Origin of the sequence: Cecembia rubra, from assembly GCF_003014575.1 — a bacterium.
Lineage (GTDB): Bacteria > Bacteroidota > Bacteroidia > Cytophagales > Cyclobacteriaceae > Cecembia_A > Cecembia_A rubra.
The window spans coordinates 162,556-180,244 of the sequence record NZ_PYGF01000004.1 but is presented as its reverse complement, the minus strand read 5'-3'; the positions used below and the strand labels follow the sequence as shown (position 1 = coordinate 180,244).

The window sequence follows — 17,689 nt, the reverse complement described above, 5'->3', positions numbered from 1 at the left end:
AATAACCCAAAAGATAAATTTGTGTTATTCTTCCTCCTCTTTTCTGTATATTCTATCAGGCTGCTCAAACTGGTAATCCAAGGGACTAACTCTTTTTTCGAGGTTTTCCAAGGGGATAGGCCTCCAGCCCCTTTCTTCTTCAAATTGATACCTTAAAAAATCATCTGTATCATTGATTCTCAGTCTTTCTGTTTCCTTTTTTTTGATTCTGGAGATAAGTTCAGAAAAGGAGTTGAAGGATACATATTGGGATACGGAAATCCCATAAGTCGCCACATTTCTTGCCAAAGAAAGGGAAGTAAAGGTATTGAAATTATTCCTGTTATAAATTCGCATCCTGTACCTTCCGTCTTCAGTGATGAGGTATTCAGCCTGCCAATCTCCTGCTATACTGTTCAGGTCTGCATTTCCTTGAAGATCTGTGAATCCCCCATCCCTACTTACTCGTAGCCGTCCATCTAAAAATGTGTATGCTACGCGCAACTGAAATGTTTCCAGGGTGTTTTGGTCTAAATTGGCCAGGTCTATATCCACTTCCAGGTTTTGATCCACCTGTGCTATGAAGCTGTTCAATTGGGAAGAAAGCAGCTGACTCAGGTTGGAAGTAGCAATATTTCCTACTCCGCTGAATTGACCTTCCGGTGAGAATGAGCGCATCATAATGACTGAAAATACCTGCCTGTTTTTTTCCTGTTCATCATTAGCTATCCTGTTTTGGAAAGCGGAGATATAGGTTTGTACGTTCCCTTCAGTCGGGAATTCTGAAAAATCAAAGTTGAAAGATATGTCCGGTGACAATAAATTGCCTTTAAGGTTCATAAGGACCTTCAAAGGAAATCTTCTTCTCATTTGGGGATCTTCAATCCCTCCTAATTGAACCCTTTGAAGACTTTGAAGCGAAACACTCTCCTGGTAATAGGCCCTTATATCCATTACTCCTTCATAAGGGTCTCCAAACCAGGATATTCTGCTTCCAGGCTGAACAATGAATTCTCTCCTGATGACATTATACAGTGAAAAATTGTACTTAGCCTCTGTGATTTCATAATTCCCCAGCATAGAGAAGTTGCCCTGGGTGTCAATATTCATATTGATAACACCCCTTCCTCTCCCTTGTATATTCTCTCCTGTTCTTGGGTCGATCTGTATTTCCAGATAGGCATCAGGAGTCACATCAAAATTAAAATTCATCCTCACATTGTTGATGGCTAGCTTCTCAACCCCCTCTATTAACTCCGATTGCACTCTACTGGTGTCTCTCACATTGATGATATTGATAAATTCTTCCTGTGCCTGTTCGTTGCTGCTGCCAAAAGGAATATAAATTCTGGTATTGGGTTGGGAAGTAGCCCTTGCAGTTATGTCCAGGTTATTTGCTGCTCCAAAAATATTGAGCGATCCGGACACATTTGCTGTGCCATAGAAAAGGTCATTATCCCTCAGGGTGGTATTTAAGACTTGGAAATTTTCCAGGTTGGAACTGACATCAAGGATGAAATCAGAGAAATAATCATGGGAAATTCCGCCACGCATTCTGGCAGTATTTCCGTTGATATCTCTCAGTTGGAGTTCCCTGAAACTTATCTCATTAGGATTGAAGAGGACATTTCCATTGACTGTATAGAAAGTGTTGAGGTATTTGATCAAAACTGTTCCCCCATTTAGCCTTCCTGTTCCGGTTATAACCGGGAAATTTATAGTGCCTTCAATTGCAAGTTCGCCAGAAACTGTTCCCCCCATTCTGCTCAGGTAGTCTGAGAGAAAAGGCTCAAGAATAGAAAGATCGGTTTCATTTAAATTGGCTCTGAGGGCAAGTTCATCATCATCACTTCCCAGATAGCCATTGACAGTAATCACTTTTTTACCTTCTCTAATATTGGTCAGGTTCAGGTTGATTAATCTTCCTGCAAAATAGGTGGCAGCATCGATGTCGCCAATAAGGAATTTGTTGATATACATTTCCTCAATTTTGAGCTGCCCGTTGACTCCTATGCTTTCATAAAAATTGCTCAATCCAAACTGTCCATTTGCACGCCCTTCAAATTCTTTATTGCTCAGGGTATTAAAGAAATCCAGATTCAGCTCATGGATCTGAAGGGAAAGTACATCCTCAGAATTGGGTGAAATGGTACCATTGAATGAGATAAACTGATTTTCGTTAAATAGTTTGATGTTGTCAAACAGTAGGCTTTTTCCTGAGATATAGATTTGGTTATTATTGTCAAATCTCCAGGTTTTATCAAGAACTTTTAATTCGGAGGGATCAAAAGCAATCGTGGTATGGTCAGGATAAATGGTAATCTCACTTTTTACCCGTACATAACTTCCTGTTTCTAGCTGGTCCTGCCTGTAGGTCAGGTCAATATTTGACTCATCCCAGATGGCTTCCATCGCAAGGTTGTTGAAGGTAAGTCCAGAACCCAGTACCTGCTTTTTTGAGAATACATAGAATGAAGCCAGTACCTCATCGTTCATATTCAGTTTGGAGGTGTTGAAGTCTAGATTAGTGTTAAATAGGAAGTTGCCATTGTAATAAATAGTGTCAACACTCGAGAAAAAGTTGAGAATGGTGTTGTCCGGAGTCTGATAAAAGGCGCCTTCGATGAGGGTGTTTTTGGAAATCGAGGCTTTCGGTTCAAACAAATTGATGATTGGGTTGATGTCAATGAAATTCAGATTGATATCTATGTTGTAGGGTTCAGGTTTGCTTGTCTTTTTTCTTGAGACGGGCTTTTCGGCATTGGTGAGGATTGCGAAATATTCCTTGCCCAGTGTTTCCACGTCCTTAATTAGGTCATCAACTTTGAATTTTCCTGATATTCCGGCTACCAAGAGGTCAGAATTAAGGGAAATTAATCTGGAGTCATCTGTAAAAAGTGATTGAAAGAAAAAGTTGTCTACATAGAGGTTTCTGCCTTCGTAACTCAGGTTGATGTCACTAAACCTAGCAATACCTTCAATATCATCCAGAGTAATCCCTTTGGTATCCATGTCCACTTTACCGCTGATAAAGGTTTCTCTTTCCATGATGCCTAGGTTTTTGAGAAATGCGGTATCCAGTTCAGCATTTAAACGGATAGAATCCTTTCCATCTCTAACATCAAGTACTCCACTGATTTCACCTTTGAGGTTGGGATCATTCACGACCAAACTTCCACGGAATAAATCCTTTCCGTAAGTTGCATCTGTTTTTATATTTACATAATTGTAGCCATTCACCCCGGCGCTTTTTATGTCAGCGTCTATTTCCAAAAGGGCATTTTGAATGGAAAGACCTCTTCCTCTGATGTTACCTGTAAGGTTGACTTTTTGGAATCTTTGCCGGTCTTCAAGCAGGACGCCTATATCCAGGTTGCGTAGTTCTACCCTTCCTGTATAAGTAGGTTCCCCATCTTCTGATTTATAGTGAAGCCTTCCAATCATATTACCTATACCGGTACGGAAGTTGCCGTTTGCTGTAAAAATGTGGAGATAGCCTGAAAAATCCGTATCGAATCGGATGTCCCTGAACTTATTGATTTCTCTCCTGGCCTCATCTGAAATATACGGAGCCAGGTCATTGCTGTTGAGGACGGAGTTTACGAGTGACATTTGGAAGAAGGTCTCATCCAGGTTGGGCAAACCTTCAATTCTGAATTTTCCAAACAAGGCACTCCTTAGCCCAAACCGAATAAGCAGCTGTTCGGAGGAAAAATCTGATACAGTTCCTTTCACTTCACCGCTTAGATAGATCCTGTCTTCAATATTGGGAAGTTCTTCGGAGAAATACCTTAAATCCTGAATATCAAGGGCTGTTTCATCCAATCTCGCCGTGATCCGAACTTCCTCAACAAATTTGTTGAGGGAACGAGTGGAATCGAAATCAAACCTCAGGTAGTCTTTGATTTCGGTTTTGTTGGAGCGGAGAAAAAGATCACTGAACTCCATTGAGTTTGGGGTATAGGTAAAATCAGTTTTGAGTTGTTGAAATACCATACCTGAAGTGGATTCTATTCCTCTCAGGTAATTGACTTTCATTCCCAATTCTGGTCCTTTGGTATAAAAAGCATCTACATCGGCAATTAGGTCCCTAAATCTCAGATTGGTATAATCAAATCCTGAAGTAACGGCCGCAGTCACAAAATTCAAGATGTCCAATGAAGTTTCTTTGAAGAAAATATTGTTGATGTTGAATTTTCCAGAAGGCTGATTAGGGTCTTTTTTTCCAGGGAGAATTTCATTTAGCCTGGCAAAAAATTCAGCAATGTTCATCTGGAAATCGTCATCATGGGAAATCAAACGGACATAGCCTTTTTCCATTTTGATCTGATCCAGGGCAGGGTTGGACCTATCTAATAAGCCTTGTAAGGAAAAATCAATATAAACTTCCTCTAGATCTACCATTAAGCTATCCTGATGGTCATAAATTATGACATCATTCAAGGATACGGCATCCCACCATCGTATTCTTACTTTGGAAACGCTTGTTTTGAACCCAGTATTATCTGTAATATAAGTGGTCAGCCAAGCAGTAATTCGGGTCTGAACAGCTGGGATCTGCAGTAAAATGGCAATTAGTAAAATGCCGAAAACAAGGAAAAGCAGCAACCTAAAGCTTAGCCTTAAGGCTTTCATTAAAAATTCCGTAACTTTCGGGTTCTTTTCCAAGGAGTAAGCGCAATGAAGATCAATATACTGGCAATAGAATCATCATGTGATGAAACGTCAGCATCTGTAATTTCTGATGGCAAAGTACTTAATAATATAATCGCCACGCAATCAGTTCACGAAAAATATGGAGGGGTTGTTCCGGAGTTGGCATCAAGAGCCCATCAGCAGCACCTCATTCCGGTAGTAACTGAGGCCATGAATAGCTCTGGACTTTCAAAAAAGGACCTATCGGCTGTAGCCTTTACCAAAGGTCCAGGATTGATGGGGTCTTTGATGGTGGGTGTTTCATTTGCCAAATCCTTTGCATATGCCTTAGGGATTCCTTTGATTGAGGTCAATCATATGCAGGCACATATATTGGCACATTTTATTGAAGAACCAAAGCCCCAATTTCCATTTATTTGTTTGACAGTTAGTGGGGGCCATACCCAATTGGTTTTGGTAAAGGACTTTTTGGATATGGAGATTATTGGTGAGACTACAGATGATGCAGTGGGAGAGGCATTTGACAAAACAGCCAAGTTGCTGGGCCTTCCTTATCCAGGAGGACCATTGATTGACAAATATGCAAAAGAAGGTAATCCACATGCTTTTGCCTTTCCTGTTTCAGATATGCCAGGGCTTGATTTTTCTTTTTCAGGGATCAAGACTGCGGTCCTTTATTTTCTGAGGGATAAGATAAAGGAGCATCCTGATTTTATTCAGGACAATCTTCCTGATATTTGTGCTTCAGTGCAATATACCCTGGTCAAGATGTTGCTTCAAAAGTTGAAAAAAGCTGCCAAGTTTCACAGAATAAAGGAAATTGCTATAGCAGGAGGAGTTTCGGCCAATTCAGGACTTAGAGAAGCTCTTCAGCTAGAAAGTGAAAAATCGGGATGGGAACTTTATGTGCCCAAATTCGAATACTGTACAGACAATGCAGCCATGATTGCTATGGCAGCGCATTATAAATTCCTCAAAGGAGAATTCAGTGGACTGGATGTGGTGCCTGAGGCAAGGATGAGGTTTTAAGCTGAGGCAAGTTGGATTTCGGAACTTGGAGATATTGAACCATTAAGTAAATGAAATTAAGGGCTACACAAAGGTTAGTAGATATGGCCTGAATTTTAAAGATTGAATAGAGCAAAGAGGAATGGCACAGGAGAAAAAGAAATTTGATAAGATCATCAATATCAGGAACAAAAAGGCAAGTTTTGAATTTGAGTTCCTGGATACTTTTATTGCCGGCATTGTATTGAGAGGCACAGAAATCAAGTCTGTAAGGGAAGGGAAAGTTTCACTTACAGAAGCCTATTGTTACTTTAAGAGGGGTGAGCTGTTTGTAAAACAGATGCATATTGCTCCATATTCCATGGCGGCAAGCTATAACCATGATCCGGTAAGGGAGAGAAAATTATTGTTGAATAAAAAGGAGCTGGACAAATTAGAATCTAAGTTTGAGGAAAAAGGATTGTCCATCGTACCGATAAGGATTTTTATCAATGACAAAGGTCTGGCCAAAATGGAAATTGCCTTGGCCAGAGGCAAGAAACTTCATGACAAAAGGGAGGATATCAAATCCAAAGATGTAAAAAGAGAGTTGGACAGAATGCGGTTTTAAAAACAATCGTATTGAACAACAGGTTTTTCCGTTCAAAGATTTTATATTAGTGGATCATGGAAAAACGTGTTTTAGTTCTAAACCTCGATCATTCTCCTGTGGCCATTGTTCCGGTACAGAAGGCACTCGTTTTGTCCATTTTGGAAAAAGTTAGCTGCCTGAGTTACTATGAATCCCTAATTATCCGTACAATCAACCAGGAGTTTAAATATCCGGCAGTCATCCGGCTTAATGAATATAAAAACATTCCTTATAAAGGCGTAATTCTCAACAGGGCCAATTTATTTAGAAGGGATGGTCATGAGTGTCAGTACTGCGGTTCACGAAAACACCTTACGATCGACCATGTTCTCCCAAAATCAAAGGGAGGCAAAACCAACTGGACCAACCTGATTACAGCTTGTCATCGCTGTAATGTCAATAAGGGAGATAAAACTCCAGAGCAGGCGGGCTTAAGGCTTAGGGTCCAACCATTCCGGCCCACTTTGAGTTTTTTTATCGCGGAATACGCTGAAAGACATGCAGAAGAATGGATGCCTTTTTTGGAGGTTAGAACTGCCTGAAAGGATCAGTTTGGAATAGATATTGCGAGTAGGATTGCCTTAAACCTGAATGTTTTGCTAAACAGAAAAAAGAAATATCAAGTTGGTAATAAGGTAGTTGTCGGCTTTATCCTGGCAGCTTTTTTGGTGATTTCTGTCAGTGTTATTACCTATTACAGTATCAGGAATCTTCTGGATACAGTAGAAAATCTATCCGAGCCCAATGAAAAGCTGAGGCACCTCAATGGGCTCTTTGCTGATGTTTACCTTTTGGATATGTCCAAAACTGAAAGGACCTCAGATAAGGATTCTGTACTTGAAGAAACGCTCAATAGGGTCAAAGGACGCTTGGACTGGTTGAAAACTCATGCGCAGGACTCTCTTGAACTGGAGAATTATGAGAAAATAAGTCTCAATATTAGTGAGTTGATGGTGGTTTACGCTGGCCTTGAGGAGGTTAGGTATAACCTGACAAGCAGAACTTTCAGTGAAGAAGCCTTAAGGAATATCGAGAGGAGAATAAAAAGGCAGCAGGAGAGAAGTGAAATGCAGTTTTTGGGAAGGATCCGTAACAGGGATATTTTAGGTGAAATTTCAATTCCACAGAAAAACACAGGGGAGACTACATCCGAAATGGTTCCCAATGAAATGGATGGATTTCAGGAGGAATTATTGGATATGGTCAAGAACCTGGAAGAGCTACAGTCCATTTCAGTACAAGGTGCAGCAAATGCAGAATCGACTGAGAATGCCCTTGAGGCCCTTAAATCATACATGACGGAAATGTTTAAGGATGAGCAGCGCCTTCAAAGAAATTTTGTAAGTCTGGAGGAAAGACTCATCAATAAAAATAAAGAAGTTTTTTCCCAGATTCAGGGACTAATTTCAAGCCTTCAGCGGGATATCCTGGCAGAATATAGAACCAAGAACCAATCCGCATATGATCTTGCCTATACAGTTTCTACTATTTTGGCCGTAATGGTATTCCTTGGAGTTGTGGGTTCTGTTGGTTTCATCTACAGTATATTAAATGAAGTCAAGAAGGCAAATTCATATAGGGAGCGATTGGAGGAAGCAAAAAAGGCCTCGGATAGGCTAGCCAAGGCCAAACAGGACTTTTTGGCAAACATGAGCCATGAAATCAGAAACCCTCTTCATGCCATTCAAGGCTATCAGCAGGCGTTGGATAACACCGAATTGAATTCCCAGCAAAAGGAATTTGTAAACATGATTGGTTTTGCGTCTAATACTCTTATCGGGATTGTCAATGATATTTTGGATTTCTCCAAAATGGAAGCAGGAAAGATAGAGATTGTAAAAGAATCCTTTGATCCCATGTCGCTTTTCCTTTCGGTCAAAAAGTTTTATTCCCTTAAAGCAGGTGAAAAAGGTTTGGGATTTGAATGGAAATTTGATTTACCTGAAGGTAAGGCATTGGTTGGTGACCAGCTAAGGATCAACCAGATTTTGAATAATTTGCTGAGTAATGCCATCAAATTCACCCATACTGGAGGGGTTAATGTATCGATATCTTATAATGCCCAGGGTCAATTGGAAATTAAGATTGAAGATACCGGGATGGGAATGTCAGAAGAGGTCATGTCCAGGATTTTTAAAGAGTTTGATCAGGGAGATACCTCTGTGACAAGAAAGTACGGCGGGACCGGATTGGGTTTGTCCATCATCAAAAGATTGGTTGAACTTCAAAATGGAACAATTGCTTTTGATAGCACAGAAGGGAAAGGAACCGTGTTTGAGGTTAAAATTCCTTTGGCAGTGACAGATGCTGTTTCAATTAGTAACAATCAGCAAGAAGAAATACTCCCTTCTTTGAAGGGTGTGCAGGTCCTTTTGGTTGATGATGATCCTGTGGGACTGAAATTGCTAAGGATGCTGCTGGAGACAAAAGGAGCCTGCGTAACTTCCTATTGTGGCGGTGTGGATTTTATGGAGAATTTCAAAGAAGAAGACTTTGATCTGGGGATATTGGACATCCAAATGCCAGAGGTAAGTGGATATGATGTTCTTAAATTGATAAAAAGCAGGTCTAAATATGCCGAATTGCCCTTGATTGCCATGACTGCCAATGTATTTGCAGGAGAGGAGGAAAGCCTACAAAGTAAAGGGTTTGAGGCTTTGATTTTAAAGCCCTTCAAAGAAGAAGTTGTCATTTCAAAAATCGGATCATTAATTAGGTCAGAACTTAAATCAGTTAAAACATCCGTTTTGGATTATCAGACTAAAGGAGAATATGATGTTTCAGATCTTGAAAGATTCTGTATGGGGGATGAGGAAATGCTGACCGAGGTGGTGTCAGATATTATTTTTGTAACCTCACAAAATTTAAATGACTTAGAAGAGGCTTTAACAAAGAATGATCTGCCTAAAATATCGGAAATTACCCATCAACTGGGCAGCCGCCTATCCCAGATAAAGGCAGAAGAAGGAGATTTGTCAAGATCGATTGAGACTGCCATCAAAGAGAATAAGGTAGGATCAGTACAGGAAAGTGTATTGCAATTGCTCTCCAAAACCAAAGGATTAATGGAAAGATTAAAAGAAGATTTTAAAGTGACCATATCCTGATTCAGCTCAATCCGAATTTTTGCATTTTATTATAAAGAGTTTTTCTATCGATTCCCAGGAGCTTAGCTGTTTGACTTTTGTTGTATTTTGTTTCTATTAAGGTTTTTTCTATCAGTTCTTTTTCCTGTTGTTCCAAACTTTTTGCCGTAACGTCATTGGTTATTGATTCAGTTTGGCTAGATGATTCTATAATTTCGATGGGTAAAAGATCAGCAGTAAGGCTATTGGTAGTAGCCAGCAACACGGCTCTACGGATGACATTTTTTAGTTCTCTTAAATTTCCTGGCCATGAATAATGTTGGAGAATTTTTGATGCTTCCTCAGTAATATTGTTTACTGATTTTTTTAATCTTGCATTGCTCTGTTGTATGAAACTTTGGATAAAAATTTTTAAATCCTCCGGACGTTCTTTCAATGAAGGGATGTTAATTGAAAATTCATTTAGTCTGTGGAAAAGATCTTCTCTAAATTTCCCCTCAGTTCCACCTGGTTTTAATGGTTCATTGGTTGCCGCAATTATTCTTGCATTGATTTGGATTTCTGAATTGGAGCCAATTTTTCTTATGGTTTTTTCCTGAATAGCCCTTAAGAGCATCATTTGGGTTTCAGATCCCAAATTCCCTACTTCATCCAAAAAAAGTGTTCCTCCATTTGCCATTTCAAAATGTCCTGTTTTATTGTCTATGGCTCCGGTAAATGAGCCTTTTACGTGGCCAAAAAGTTCACTGGAGGCTAATTCTGATGGGATTGCACCACAATCGACTGCGATGAAAGGCCCTTCCTTTCGGGTAGATAACTTATGGATTTTTTTAGCGACAAATTCCTTACCTGTACCCGTTTCACCCAAGATCAGCACATTCAAATCAGTAGGTGCAATCAATTCGATATGCTCTTCCATTTTTTTGGATAGTTCGCTCGAACCTTTTATATAATCCTGAATTCGATCAGGATTTAATCCTGGTTTTAATTCATGTTCTTCCTCTATGGCCAATGCTTCGTTGACAGCATCAAGGAGCTCTTCGGGATTAATTGGTTTGGTGATGTAATCAATAGCACCCATTTTGATTGCTTTGACGGCAATTCTGATATCTGAATAACTAGTAATCAATATCACCTTGGAAGAAGTATGTACCTTTAGTGCGAAGTCCAGTACATCCATGCCGTTTCCATCGGGTAATCTATAGTCAGTTATCACTAAGTCGGGCCATCCCGAACGGATGATACTGATCCCATCAGAAGTTTTTTGGGCAGATCGGACCTCAAATCCATTCTTTTCAATAAAATTTTTGATAATCCTTGAATAACTGAGGTCGTCTTCAATCAAAAGTATTTTTGCCATCTTCTCTACCAAAATTTTCACTAAGCTAAAAAAATAAAGGCAAAGGGATATTCCCGATGCCTTTATTTAATATTTAGGTTGGATTTAATCTTTTATTTCACGGCCATCTTGGTCATACTTTTTTACTAATTCGTTTCCCCCATTGTCAAACTTTATTTTGTAATGGGATTTACCATTTTCTTCAATGATCTGCCAAGCTTCCAAAATCTTAAGATCTTTTGTGGCATTGTTATTTTGAATTGCTGTCTTTACTCCATCGGGGAGATGGTTTGGATCAAGTTTTAACTTTTCCTGGTCTTCGAACATTTCCGGATTTTCGACAGATTGCAAAATGTTCTGACTGGCCAATAATGGGGATACTGTTAGCCCCAAGGCGATAATGGCAGGCAATAAGATTTGTTTTTTCATGGTAGTTTAGTTTATGGTTAATAATTGGTTAGTAATTCATGGTATGTACAAATTTTGTTCCACTTCAAAAGTGTAATGTTGAATGGCCTTTTGCTCGGTATGTTGATTGATTTTGGTCTCAAATTTCTGATAGGATTTAATTCCAATTGATAACCAAAACAAACTCAAAAGCAATATGATAATATCCCTTTTCACAACTGATTTAATGCATCAGTTGTGCCAAAAATAAAATGTGTATTTAAAGAGGCTATTTCGAATCAGGAGTTAGGGGAATGTGAAAAAAATCCCCATTTTGGAGTTTGATTATGGGGTATTATTCAGCAAAACCCAACAATTAAAGTCACAGTTTGGCGCTGAAAGTTTTTTTGGGTGTAAGTGGTTTACAAGCCGAATACAAAATAAAAAATGAACCAATATTTTATTATCTCTGTAAACTTCTAAAAAAGAGCTAACTTTGCAGTATCAGAATATTTCATCCCAAGCCCAATGAGTGACCAAATCAAACATGAATGTGGTATTGCCATGATACGGTTGAGAAAAGATCCGCAATACTACATTGATAAATATGGTTCCCCGCAATATATTCCAAATAAGCTTTACGTCCTGATGCAAAAGCAGATCAACCGGGGCCAGGATGGCGCCGGGGTTGCCAATATCAAGATAGATACAAAGCCAGGCACAAGATATATCAGCCGATATCGTTCGATCGAACCCCAGGCTGTTAACGATATCTTTGAAAAAATCCAAAAGAAGTATAAAAAAGCTAGAAAACAAGGTGGTGACGGGGCTATGTTGGATGCAGACTGGCTCAAAGAAAATATTGCATTTACAGGGGAGTTGTGGTTAGGTCACTTGAGATACGGTACCCATGGGGAAAACAGCATTGAAACCTGCCATCCATTTTTAAAGCAGAACAACTGGAGAAGCAGGAACCTGGTGATGGCGGGCAATTTTAATATGACCAATGTGGATGAGCTTTTCGGCAAATTGGTCCAATTAGGTCAGCATCCGAAAGAAAAAACCGATACCGTCACCGTAATGGAAAAAATCGGACATTTTTTGGATGAGGAGAACCAGCGCATTTTTGATAAATACAAACATCAGTATTCCAACGAGCAGATTACAGCAGTCATAGAAAATGAGCTTGATGTAGCACGGATTTTAAGAAGGTCCTGTAGGGATTTTGACGGAGGATATGCCATGGCTGGCTTGATTGGTAATGGTTCCAGTTTCGTAGTAAGGGATCCATCAGGAATCCGTCCTGCTTATTTTTATGCAGATGAGGATATTGTGGTGGTAGCATCTGAAAAGCCAGCCATTAAATCTGCGTTCAATATTGATTACAAGCAGATAAAGGAAATCCAGCCGGGCTTTGCACTTGTCATCAACAAAGATGGGTCTTTTGCAGAGCATGAAATTATACCTGCCAGAGAGAAGAAATCCTGTAGTTTTGAAAGGATTTATTTCTCACGGGGAACAGATCCAGATATTTACAGGGAAAGGAAAATGTTGGGTAAGGCTCTTGTGCCACAAATCCTGCAGGCCATTGATTTCGATCTGAGAAACACAGTTTTTTCTTATATACCCAATACTGCAGAGACAGCCTTTTTAGGCATGATAGAGGGTTTGGAAGATTATCTTTGTGCCAAAAGGAAGGAAGTATTACTTGATGGGAAACCACATCTTGAGGATTTGGAGTCTTTGTTGAGTTTTAGGCCAAGAGTGGAAAAACTGGTAAGTAAAGATGTCAAGTTGAGGACATTCATTACCAATGACTCAGATAGGGATGCGATGGTGGCCAATGTCTATGACACCACTTATGAAGTAGTTAGGGCCGGAGTAGATACCTTAGTGGTCATTGATGACAGCATTGTAAGAGGTACTACTTTGGAAAAAAGTATCCTGACTACCTTGGATAAATTAAATCCAAAAAGAATTGTAATTGTTTCATCCGCACCACAGATCAGGTTCCCGGATTGCTATGGCATTGATATGTCCAAAATGAAGGAATTCATAGCATTTAGAGCTACGGTAGAATTGCTAAAAGAAAAAGGTATGTCTTATCTGATGGATGAAGTTTATGAGAAATGCACCACCCAGCAAATCTTGACTGAAAATTATGTAAAGGCGCTTTATGAGCCATTTACAGATCAGGAAATTTCAGATAAAATTGCTGAGATTATTACTACTTCAGAGATCAAAGCTGAAGTCAAAGTGCTTTACCAAACAGTGGAAAATCTACATAAATGTATCCCAGATCATCTTGGTGACTGGTACTTTACGGGAGATTTCCCCACTTCAGGAGGAATGAGGGTTGTGAATAGGGCTTTTGCCAACTTTATGGAAGGGAAAGCCGTAAGAGCATATTAGGAAATGATGACCGCTTGAATTACAAGCGGTTTTTTTATTCAAAGCCCAAAATGACCTGAAGCAATTCGTCTGGATTAATAGGTTTTGAGATAAAGGCATCTGCTCCTGAATCAATGGCTTTGGAAGCCACATCTTGGTCACCATATCTGGTGATAAGGATGATTTTGGACTTTGGGTTTTTCCTTTTAACCTCCTTGAGGATTTCAATTCCTGTCATGTCAGGTAGCCTGTAGTCCAGTACAGCCAGCTCAAATTTGTTGAGGTTTACAAGCTCCAAAGCATCCTTTCCGGATTGGGCATCCATAACTTCAAATCCATTTTTCCTTAAGAACCTGGTGAGAAGTTTACAGAATACCACATCATCTTCGACTATCAATATTTTCTTATCCATCTTATTCAGACTTACAGGGTTAAATTAAAGATTAGATTGTATGTCGCCAAAGGTTTTTATAGCATTTTGATCAATGGCATAAACAGCCATTGCACTTTGGACAAATCCCTTGATGAGTTCATCTATTCCAAGCCCCAATTGTCCAAAATTTCGGATATCAAAAAGCATTAGCCTTTCATCAGCGTAAGTCCATCCATCCTCCCCCTTGATGGAGAGATTGGTTCCGTATACTTCCCAGGAATTCATATTTTCGGGGAGTGGCTGATTAAGGGGAAATCTTGACCTCCTTGAATAGACGGCTAATGGCCTAATGCCCGATGCTGTAGCATGCATCATTAGTCTGAGGTCAAATGCAAAGGATCTTCCTTTATTGTCGGGAATGGTACCCACATGGTACCAGGCTTTTTCAGGGTCAAGTCCTTTACTGTAATTGCTATGGATCAATTGCTGTACCAGATAAACATCATTTTCATTGACCTTATTCATCGCTTCAGCAAGTTCATTTTCGCTGATCACAGTATAAACGCCCTGTCCAGCATTGGAATCCGGGACTTTTATGACCATGCTTCCTCCAAGCTTTTCAAAATATTCAGGTAATTCCTGGAAGCTTACATTTCTATATGTGTCCGGTGTGAAGATACGGATGCCCTTATCCCTGAACTGCTGGTTAAAAACGTCATAAGATCTGCTGGCTACTTCTTTGTTTCTTCCTCCAGCCAGACAGGCTTCTATTGGGTTAAGGAGCAAGGTTTTTGAGTTTTTTGGAATCCTGGTCCATGGTTCTTGGGTTACATACCTAAATGCAGCCCTTATTGGGGTCCATTCTTCCTTTTCATTCCGGATGAAAAGTTTGTTTTCGACAAATTTGGCAGGAGGATCCTGGTCATTTTTTTCAAACTTTGCCAGAAGGACATTTTCCCCGAAAATATCCGCTATAGTAGCTGCATAGCCAATATTTTCCATGGGATTTTTGTCATAAATGACTGCAAGTGAACCCTCCTCCTGAACGGAATTAACCAAGGGTTTGAAAGTTTCTTCAATCAACCTTCTATATCCACCCTGTTCTACGTTTAGATCCAAAAGCGGCATGGATTTTTGACCGGAAGGACAAGAGTTGGTTTCAATGACCGTAAGCCTCCTATTGCCTTCATGGTTGGTGACATGCATAAGGTCAGTGCCTGCCCATCTGAAGTACTTCGGCTGATATTTTAATATGCCCATGATGGCATCTGCATCTGATGAGGGGTGTAACCTATGGTATCTTTCCACCATTTGATCATGGGAAAGATTGAGAAAATATGCCACCAAGGGATGGATATTGGAATTCAAAACCCTTGGATACCAATGGTCCGTGGGCTCGAAGTCTCCTGGTTCCACCAGATGCACATTTTTTGAAATTGATAATTTCATGCTTCAGGATATTTTTTTTACCAATTGATTTTTTGATTCAGATTATTGATTCAGGAGTTCTGGACTTATGCCATGGCCAGCCAGTTAAAGATAAACTCCCTGTTTTTCCAGATCATCAGTATACCGCTGAGTACCATGCTGGCCACTACTATTTTTCTGAAAATCAATTCAGATATTTTGGCCAAAATGAGTTTGCCGAAATACACCGCGATCATCGAAGAAAATCCAATTAAAAGCCCATATTTGATCACTTCACCTGTTATATATCCGAAATAGGCATAGCTGATTATTTTTGTTATATGGAGAAGGATAGCATTTGCACTACGTGTCCCCAATAAGGATTCCTTACTCATTCCATAATTCAGGTAGGCAGAGTTCATCAAGGGACCGACCCCTCCGATCAGCCCGGAAAGGAATGAAACTACCAGCCCCATCGGTGCAAAGTGCCAAGCTTTGACTTTCCAGCCAGTCCTTTTTTCCGTTTTGTTCCATTGGAATACAGTAGAGATCAGTACCAGACCGATGAGAAGCTGTAGGTAATCAGCAGAAAGAATGGCAAACATTCTAGCCCCAAGGATTGATCCAACTATGGTGGAAGGGAAAAGCCAGGCAAAGAGTTTCCAGTCTATATATCTCCAAAAAAAGAGAACCTTTGAAGTACTGCTCATTCCAATACTGATTGCCATGACCGGGGCTACTGCTTTGACACCAACTATCCAAGCTACCAATGGCATTAACAACAAACTTGCACCACCACCGGTCAGGGTACTTAAAATAAAAACAACAAATGCTCCAAGGAGCACTAATAATAACTGCATAAATAACTTGATCTAAGCTTACCTTTAATTTTCAACCATTTTAGGTTATTTTTATAAGAAAAAACTGTACCAGATTAATCTTGGTGGTGTATGGTTTTTCGCCTAAGTTTAGATTTAAACTGAGTAATTTTACCCCAAAATGTGGAATTAGTACCTAAAAAATGAAAATCAATTATGGAAATTAATGTTAGCCTGTTGAAACAAATCTGTGAAATGCCCGGAGCACCAGGATATGAGAAAAGAATCAGAGATTTAGTGTTGGACTTGGTCCATTCTTGGGTAGATGAGTTAAAAACGGACAATTTGGGGAATATCATTGCTGTTAAAAAATCTAAAAAAAATCCAGAGGGTAAAAGAATCATGGTGGCAGCCCATATGGATGAGATCGGATTTATTGTCACGCATATTGATGATAAGGGTTTTGTCAGGTTCCATACTTTAGGGGGATTTGATCCCAAAACTCTTACTGCCCAAAGGGTTATCATACATGGTAAAAAAGACCTGGTGGGTGTTATGGGGAGCAAACCAATCCATGTCATGACTGCTGAAGAAAAAAACAAATTGCCTCAAACCACTGATTTTTTTATTGATCTGGGTATGAGTAAGGAGGAAGTTGAAAAATACGTTAGCATTGGAGATACCATTACCAGGGATAGGCAATTGGTCGAGATGGGAGACTGCGTCAACTGTAAATCTATCGATAATAGGGTGGCAGTGTATATTTTGATAGAGACTTTAAAAATCCTTCAAAATCCTGCCTATGATGTGTATGCCACATTTACAGTGCAGGAAGAAGTCGGGCTGAGGGGAGCCAATGTAGCCGCTCATGGGATTAATCCGGATTTTGGAATTGCTTTGGATACAACGATTGCTTTTGATGTTCCAGGGGCTCAGCCTCATGAAAAAATCACGGAATTGGGCAAAGGAACAGCGATTAAAATCATGGATGCTTCTACGATATGTGATTACAGAATGGTGGCATTTATGAAGCAGACTGCAGATAATCACCGCATCAAATGGCAGCCAGAAATCCTGACCGCTGGTGGTACAGATACTGCCGGTGTGCAGCGCATGGGGAAGCAGGGGGCCATCGCTGGGGCTATTTCCATTCCCACCAGGCACCTGCATCAGGTGATTGAAATGGCGCATAAAGAGGACATTGCCCATAGTATTCTTTTGTTAAAGGCATGTTTGGAAGATATGGCTGATTATAATTGGAGGCATTGATTTTTTGGTTGAAGGGAAAAGGCTGTCCTTGCTCAGAGGGGTTGTTATTGTCAAAGACTTCACCTTGTCATTTCGAACGCAGGAGCCTGTCCCGCAGCATTGCGGGAAGAAATCCCAAAACCCTAAGCCCTTAGATTTCTCCTCCTCGTTCCTCGTCGTCGAAATGACAAGGACAGGCTTATTTGAGTAGCGGTCCTTTTGCTGATGGATGGCTTTGTTTCCGTATTGATTCAAAAAAGAAAAAGTCCCCCTTCCTAAGCAGGGTAACTATAAGCAAAGACTTTTCCTTGTCATTTCGAACGCAGAGAGAAATCTCAAAACCCTAAGCCTTTAGATTTCTCAGTT

At 40.0% G+C, this 17,689-nt stretch carries 12 protein-coding genes; 6 read left to right on the top strand and 6 right to left on the bottom strand.

Annotated features, from left to right (window positions below):
- Positions 1–24: 24 nt before the first annotated feature.
- Positions 25–4,614, bottom strand: a complete 4,590-nt coding sequence (locus CLV48_RS09470) for a translocation/assembly module TamB domain-containing protein (RefSeq protein ID WP_106567032.1) — start codon at positions 4,612–4,614, stop codon at positions 25–27.
- 45 nt (positions 4,615–4,659) lie between these two features.
- Between CLV48_RS09470 and tsaD the strand changes: the two genes are divergently transcribed.
- The 4 genes from tsaD to CLV48_RS09450 all read left to right on the top strand — a co-directional run bounded on the left by tsaD (position 4,660) and on the right by CLV48_RS09450 (position 9,381).
- The gene (tsaD, locus tag CLV48_RS09465; protein WP_106567031.1) at positions 4,660–5,664 is read left to right on the top strand and encodes a tRNA (adenosine(37)-N6)-threonylcarbamoyltransferase complex transferase subunit TsaD; all 1,005 of its coding nucleotides are present in this window, start codon (positions 4,660–4,662) and stop codon (positions 5,662–5,664) included.
- 121 nt (positions 5,665–5,785) lie between these two features.
- Positions 5,786–6,253, top strand: coding sequence for an SsrA-binding protein (smpB, locus tag CLV48_RS09460; protein ID WP_106567030.1), 468 nt, complete (start codon positions 5,786–5,788; stop codon positions 6,251–6,253).
- A gap of 56 nt (positions 6,254–6,309) precedes the next feature.
- Entirely contained in the window at positions 6,310–6,816 is a 507-nt protein-coding gene (locus CLV48_RS09455; RefSeq protein WP_106567029.1) for an HNH endonuclease, read from the top strand.
- Between the two features lie 54 nt (positions 6,817–6,870).
- Positions 6,871–9,381 carry an ATP-binding protein gene (locus CLV48_RS09450; RefSeq protein WP_106567028.1) on the top strand — a complete coding sequence of 837 codons (2,511 nt, stop codon included), beginning with the start codon at positions 6,871–6,873 and terminating at the stop codon, positions 9,379–9,381.
- 1 nt (position 9,382) lies between these two features.
- Here the strand turns inward: CLV48_RS09450 and CLV48_RS09445 are convergent, their stop codons facing one another.
- Complete coding sequence (locus CLV48_RS09445; protein ID WP_106567167.1) at positions 9,383–10,720, bottom strand: sigma-54-dependent transcriptional regulator; 1,338 nt, start codon at positions 10,718–10,720, stop codon at positions 9,383–9,385.
- Between the two features lie 84 nt (positions 10,721–10,804).
- A complete protein-coding gene (locus CLV48_RS09440; protein ID WP_106567027.1) occupies positions 10,805–11,128 on the bottom strand; it encodes a hypothetical protein in 324 nt (107 codons plus the stop codon).
- Between the two features lie 486 nt (positions 11,129–11,614).
- Between CLV48_RS09440 and CLV48_RS09435 the strand changes: the two genes are divergently transcribed.
- Positions 11,615–13,498: an amidophosphoribosyltransferase gene (locus CLV48_RS09435; protein ID WP_106567026.1), complete on the top strand. Its 1,884-nt coding sequence runs from the start codon at positions 11,615–11,617 to the stop codon at positions 13,496–13,498.
- Between the two features lie 34 nt (positions 13,499–13,532).
- Here the strand turns inward: CLV48_RS09435 and CLV48_RS09430 are convergent, their stop codons facing one another.
- From CLV48_RS09430 to CLV48_RS09420, 3 genes are all read right to left on the bottom strand, one after another.
- Positions 13,533–13,889: a response regulator gene (locus CLV48_RS09430; RefSeq protein ID WP_106567025.1), complete on the bottom strand. Its 357-nt coding sequence runs from the start codon at positions 13,887–13,889 to the stop codon at positions 13,533–13,535.
- 24 nt (positions 13,890–13,913) lie between these two features.
- Positions 13,914–15,299, bottom strand: a complete 1,386-nt coding sequence (locus CLV48_RS09425; protein ID WP_106567024.1) for an ATP-grasp domain-containing protein — start codon at positions 15,297–15,299, stop codon at positions 13,914–13,916.
- A 65-nt stretch (positions 15,300–15,364) separates the two neighbouring features.
- Positions 15,365–16,117 carry a sulfite exporter TauE/SafE family protein gene (locus CLV48_RS09420; protein WP_106567023.1) on the bottom strand — a complete coding sequence of 251 codons (753 nt, stop codon included), beginning with the start codon at positions 16,115–16,117 and terminating at the stop codon, positions 15,365–15,367.
- A gap of 174 nt (positions 16,118–16,291) precedes the next feature.
- On the opposite strand from CLV48_RS09420, the gene CLV48_RS09415 reads away from it, so the two are divergent.
- Positions 16,292–17,344 (top strand): M42 family metallopeptidase, encoded by a 1,053-nt coding sequence (locus tag CLV48_RS09415; RefSeq protein WP_106567022.1) that lies wholly within the window; start codon positions 16,292–16,294, stop codon positions 17,342–17,344.
- Positions 17,345–17,689 lie beyond the last annotated feature (345 nt).

Excerpts from the sequence above, each read along its gene's own strand:
- smpB (WP_106567030.1), top strand. The coding sequence starts at position 5,786 with ATGGCACAGGAGAAAAAGAAATTTGATAAGATCATCAATATCAGGAAC.
- CLV48_RS09455 (WP_106567029.1), top strand. The coding sequence starts at position 6,310 with ATGGAAAAACGTGTTTTAGTTCTAAACCTCGATCATTCTCCTGTGGCC.
- CLV48_RS09430 (WP_106567025.1), bottom strand. The coding sequence starts at position 13,889 with ATGGATAAGAAAATATTGATAGTCGAAGATGATGTGGTATTCTGTAAA.
- CLV48_RS09435 (WP_106567026.1), top strand. The coding sequence starts at position 11,615 with ATGAGTGACCAAATCAAACATGAATGTGGTATTGCCATGATACGGTTG.
- CLV48_RS09440 (WP_106567027.1), bottom strand. The coding sequence starts at position 11,128 with ATGAAAAAACAAATCTTATTGCCTGCCATTATCGCCTTGGGGCTAACA.
- CLV48_RS09415 (WP_106567022.1), top strand. The coding sequence starts at position 16,292 with ATGGAAATTAATGTTAGCCTGTTGAAACAAATCTGTGAAATGCCCGGA.
- CLV48_RS09425 (WP_106567024.1), bottom strand. The coding sequence starts at position 15,299 with ATGAAATTATCAATTTCAAAAAATGTGCATCTGGTGGAACCAGGAGAC.
- CLV48_RS09420 (WP_106567023.1), bottom strand. The coding sequence starts at position 16,117 with ATGCAGTTATTATTAGTGCTCCTTGGAGCATTTGTTGTTTTTATTTTA.
- CLV48_RS09470 (WP_106567032.1), bottom strand. The coding sequence starts at position 4,614 with ATGAAAGCCTTAAGGCTAAGCTTTAGGTTGCTGCTTTTCCTTGTTTTC.
- CLV48_RS09445 (WP_106567167.1), bottom strand. The coding sequence starts at position 10,720 with ATGGCAAAAATACTTTTGATTGAAGACGACCTCAGTTATTCAAGGATT.
- tsaD (WP_106567031.1), top strand. The coding sequence starts at position 4,660 with ATGAAGATCAATATACTGGCAATAGAATCATCATGTGATGAAACGTCA.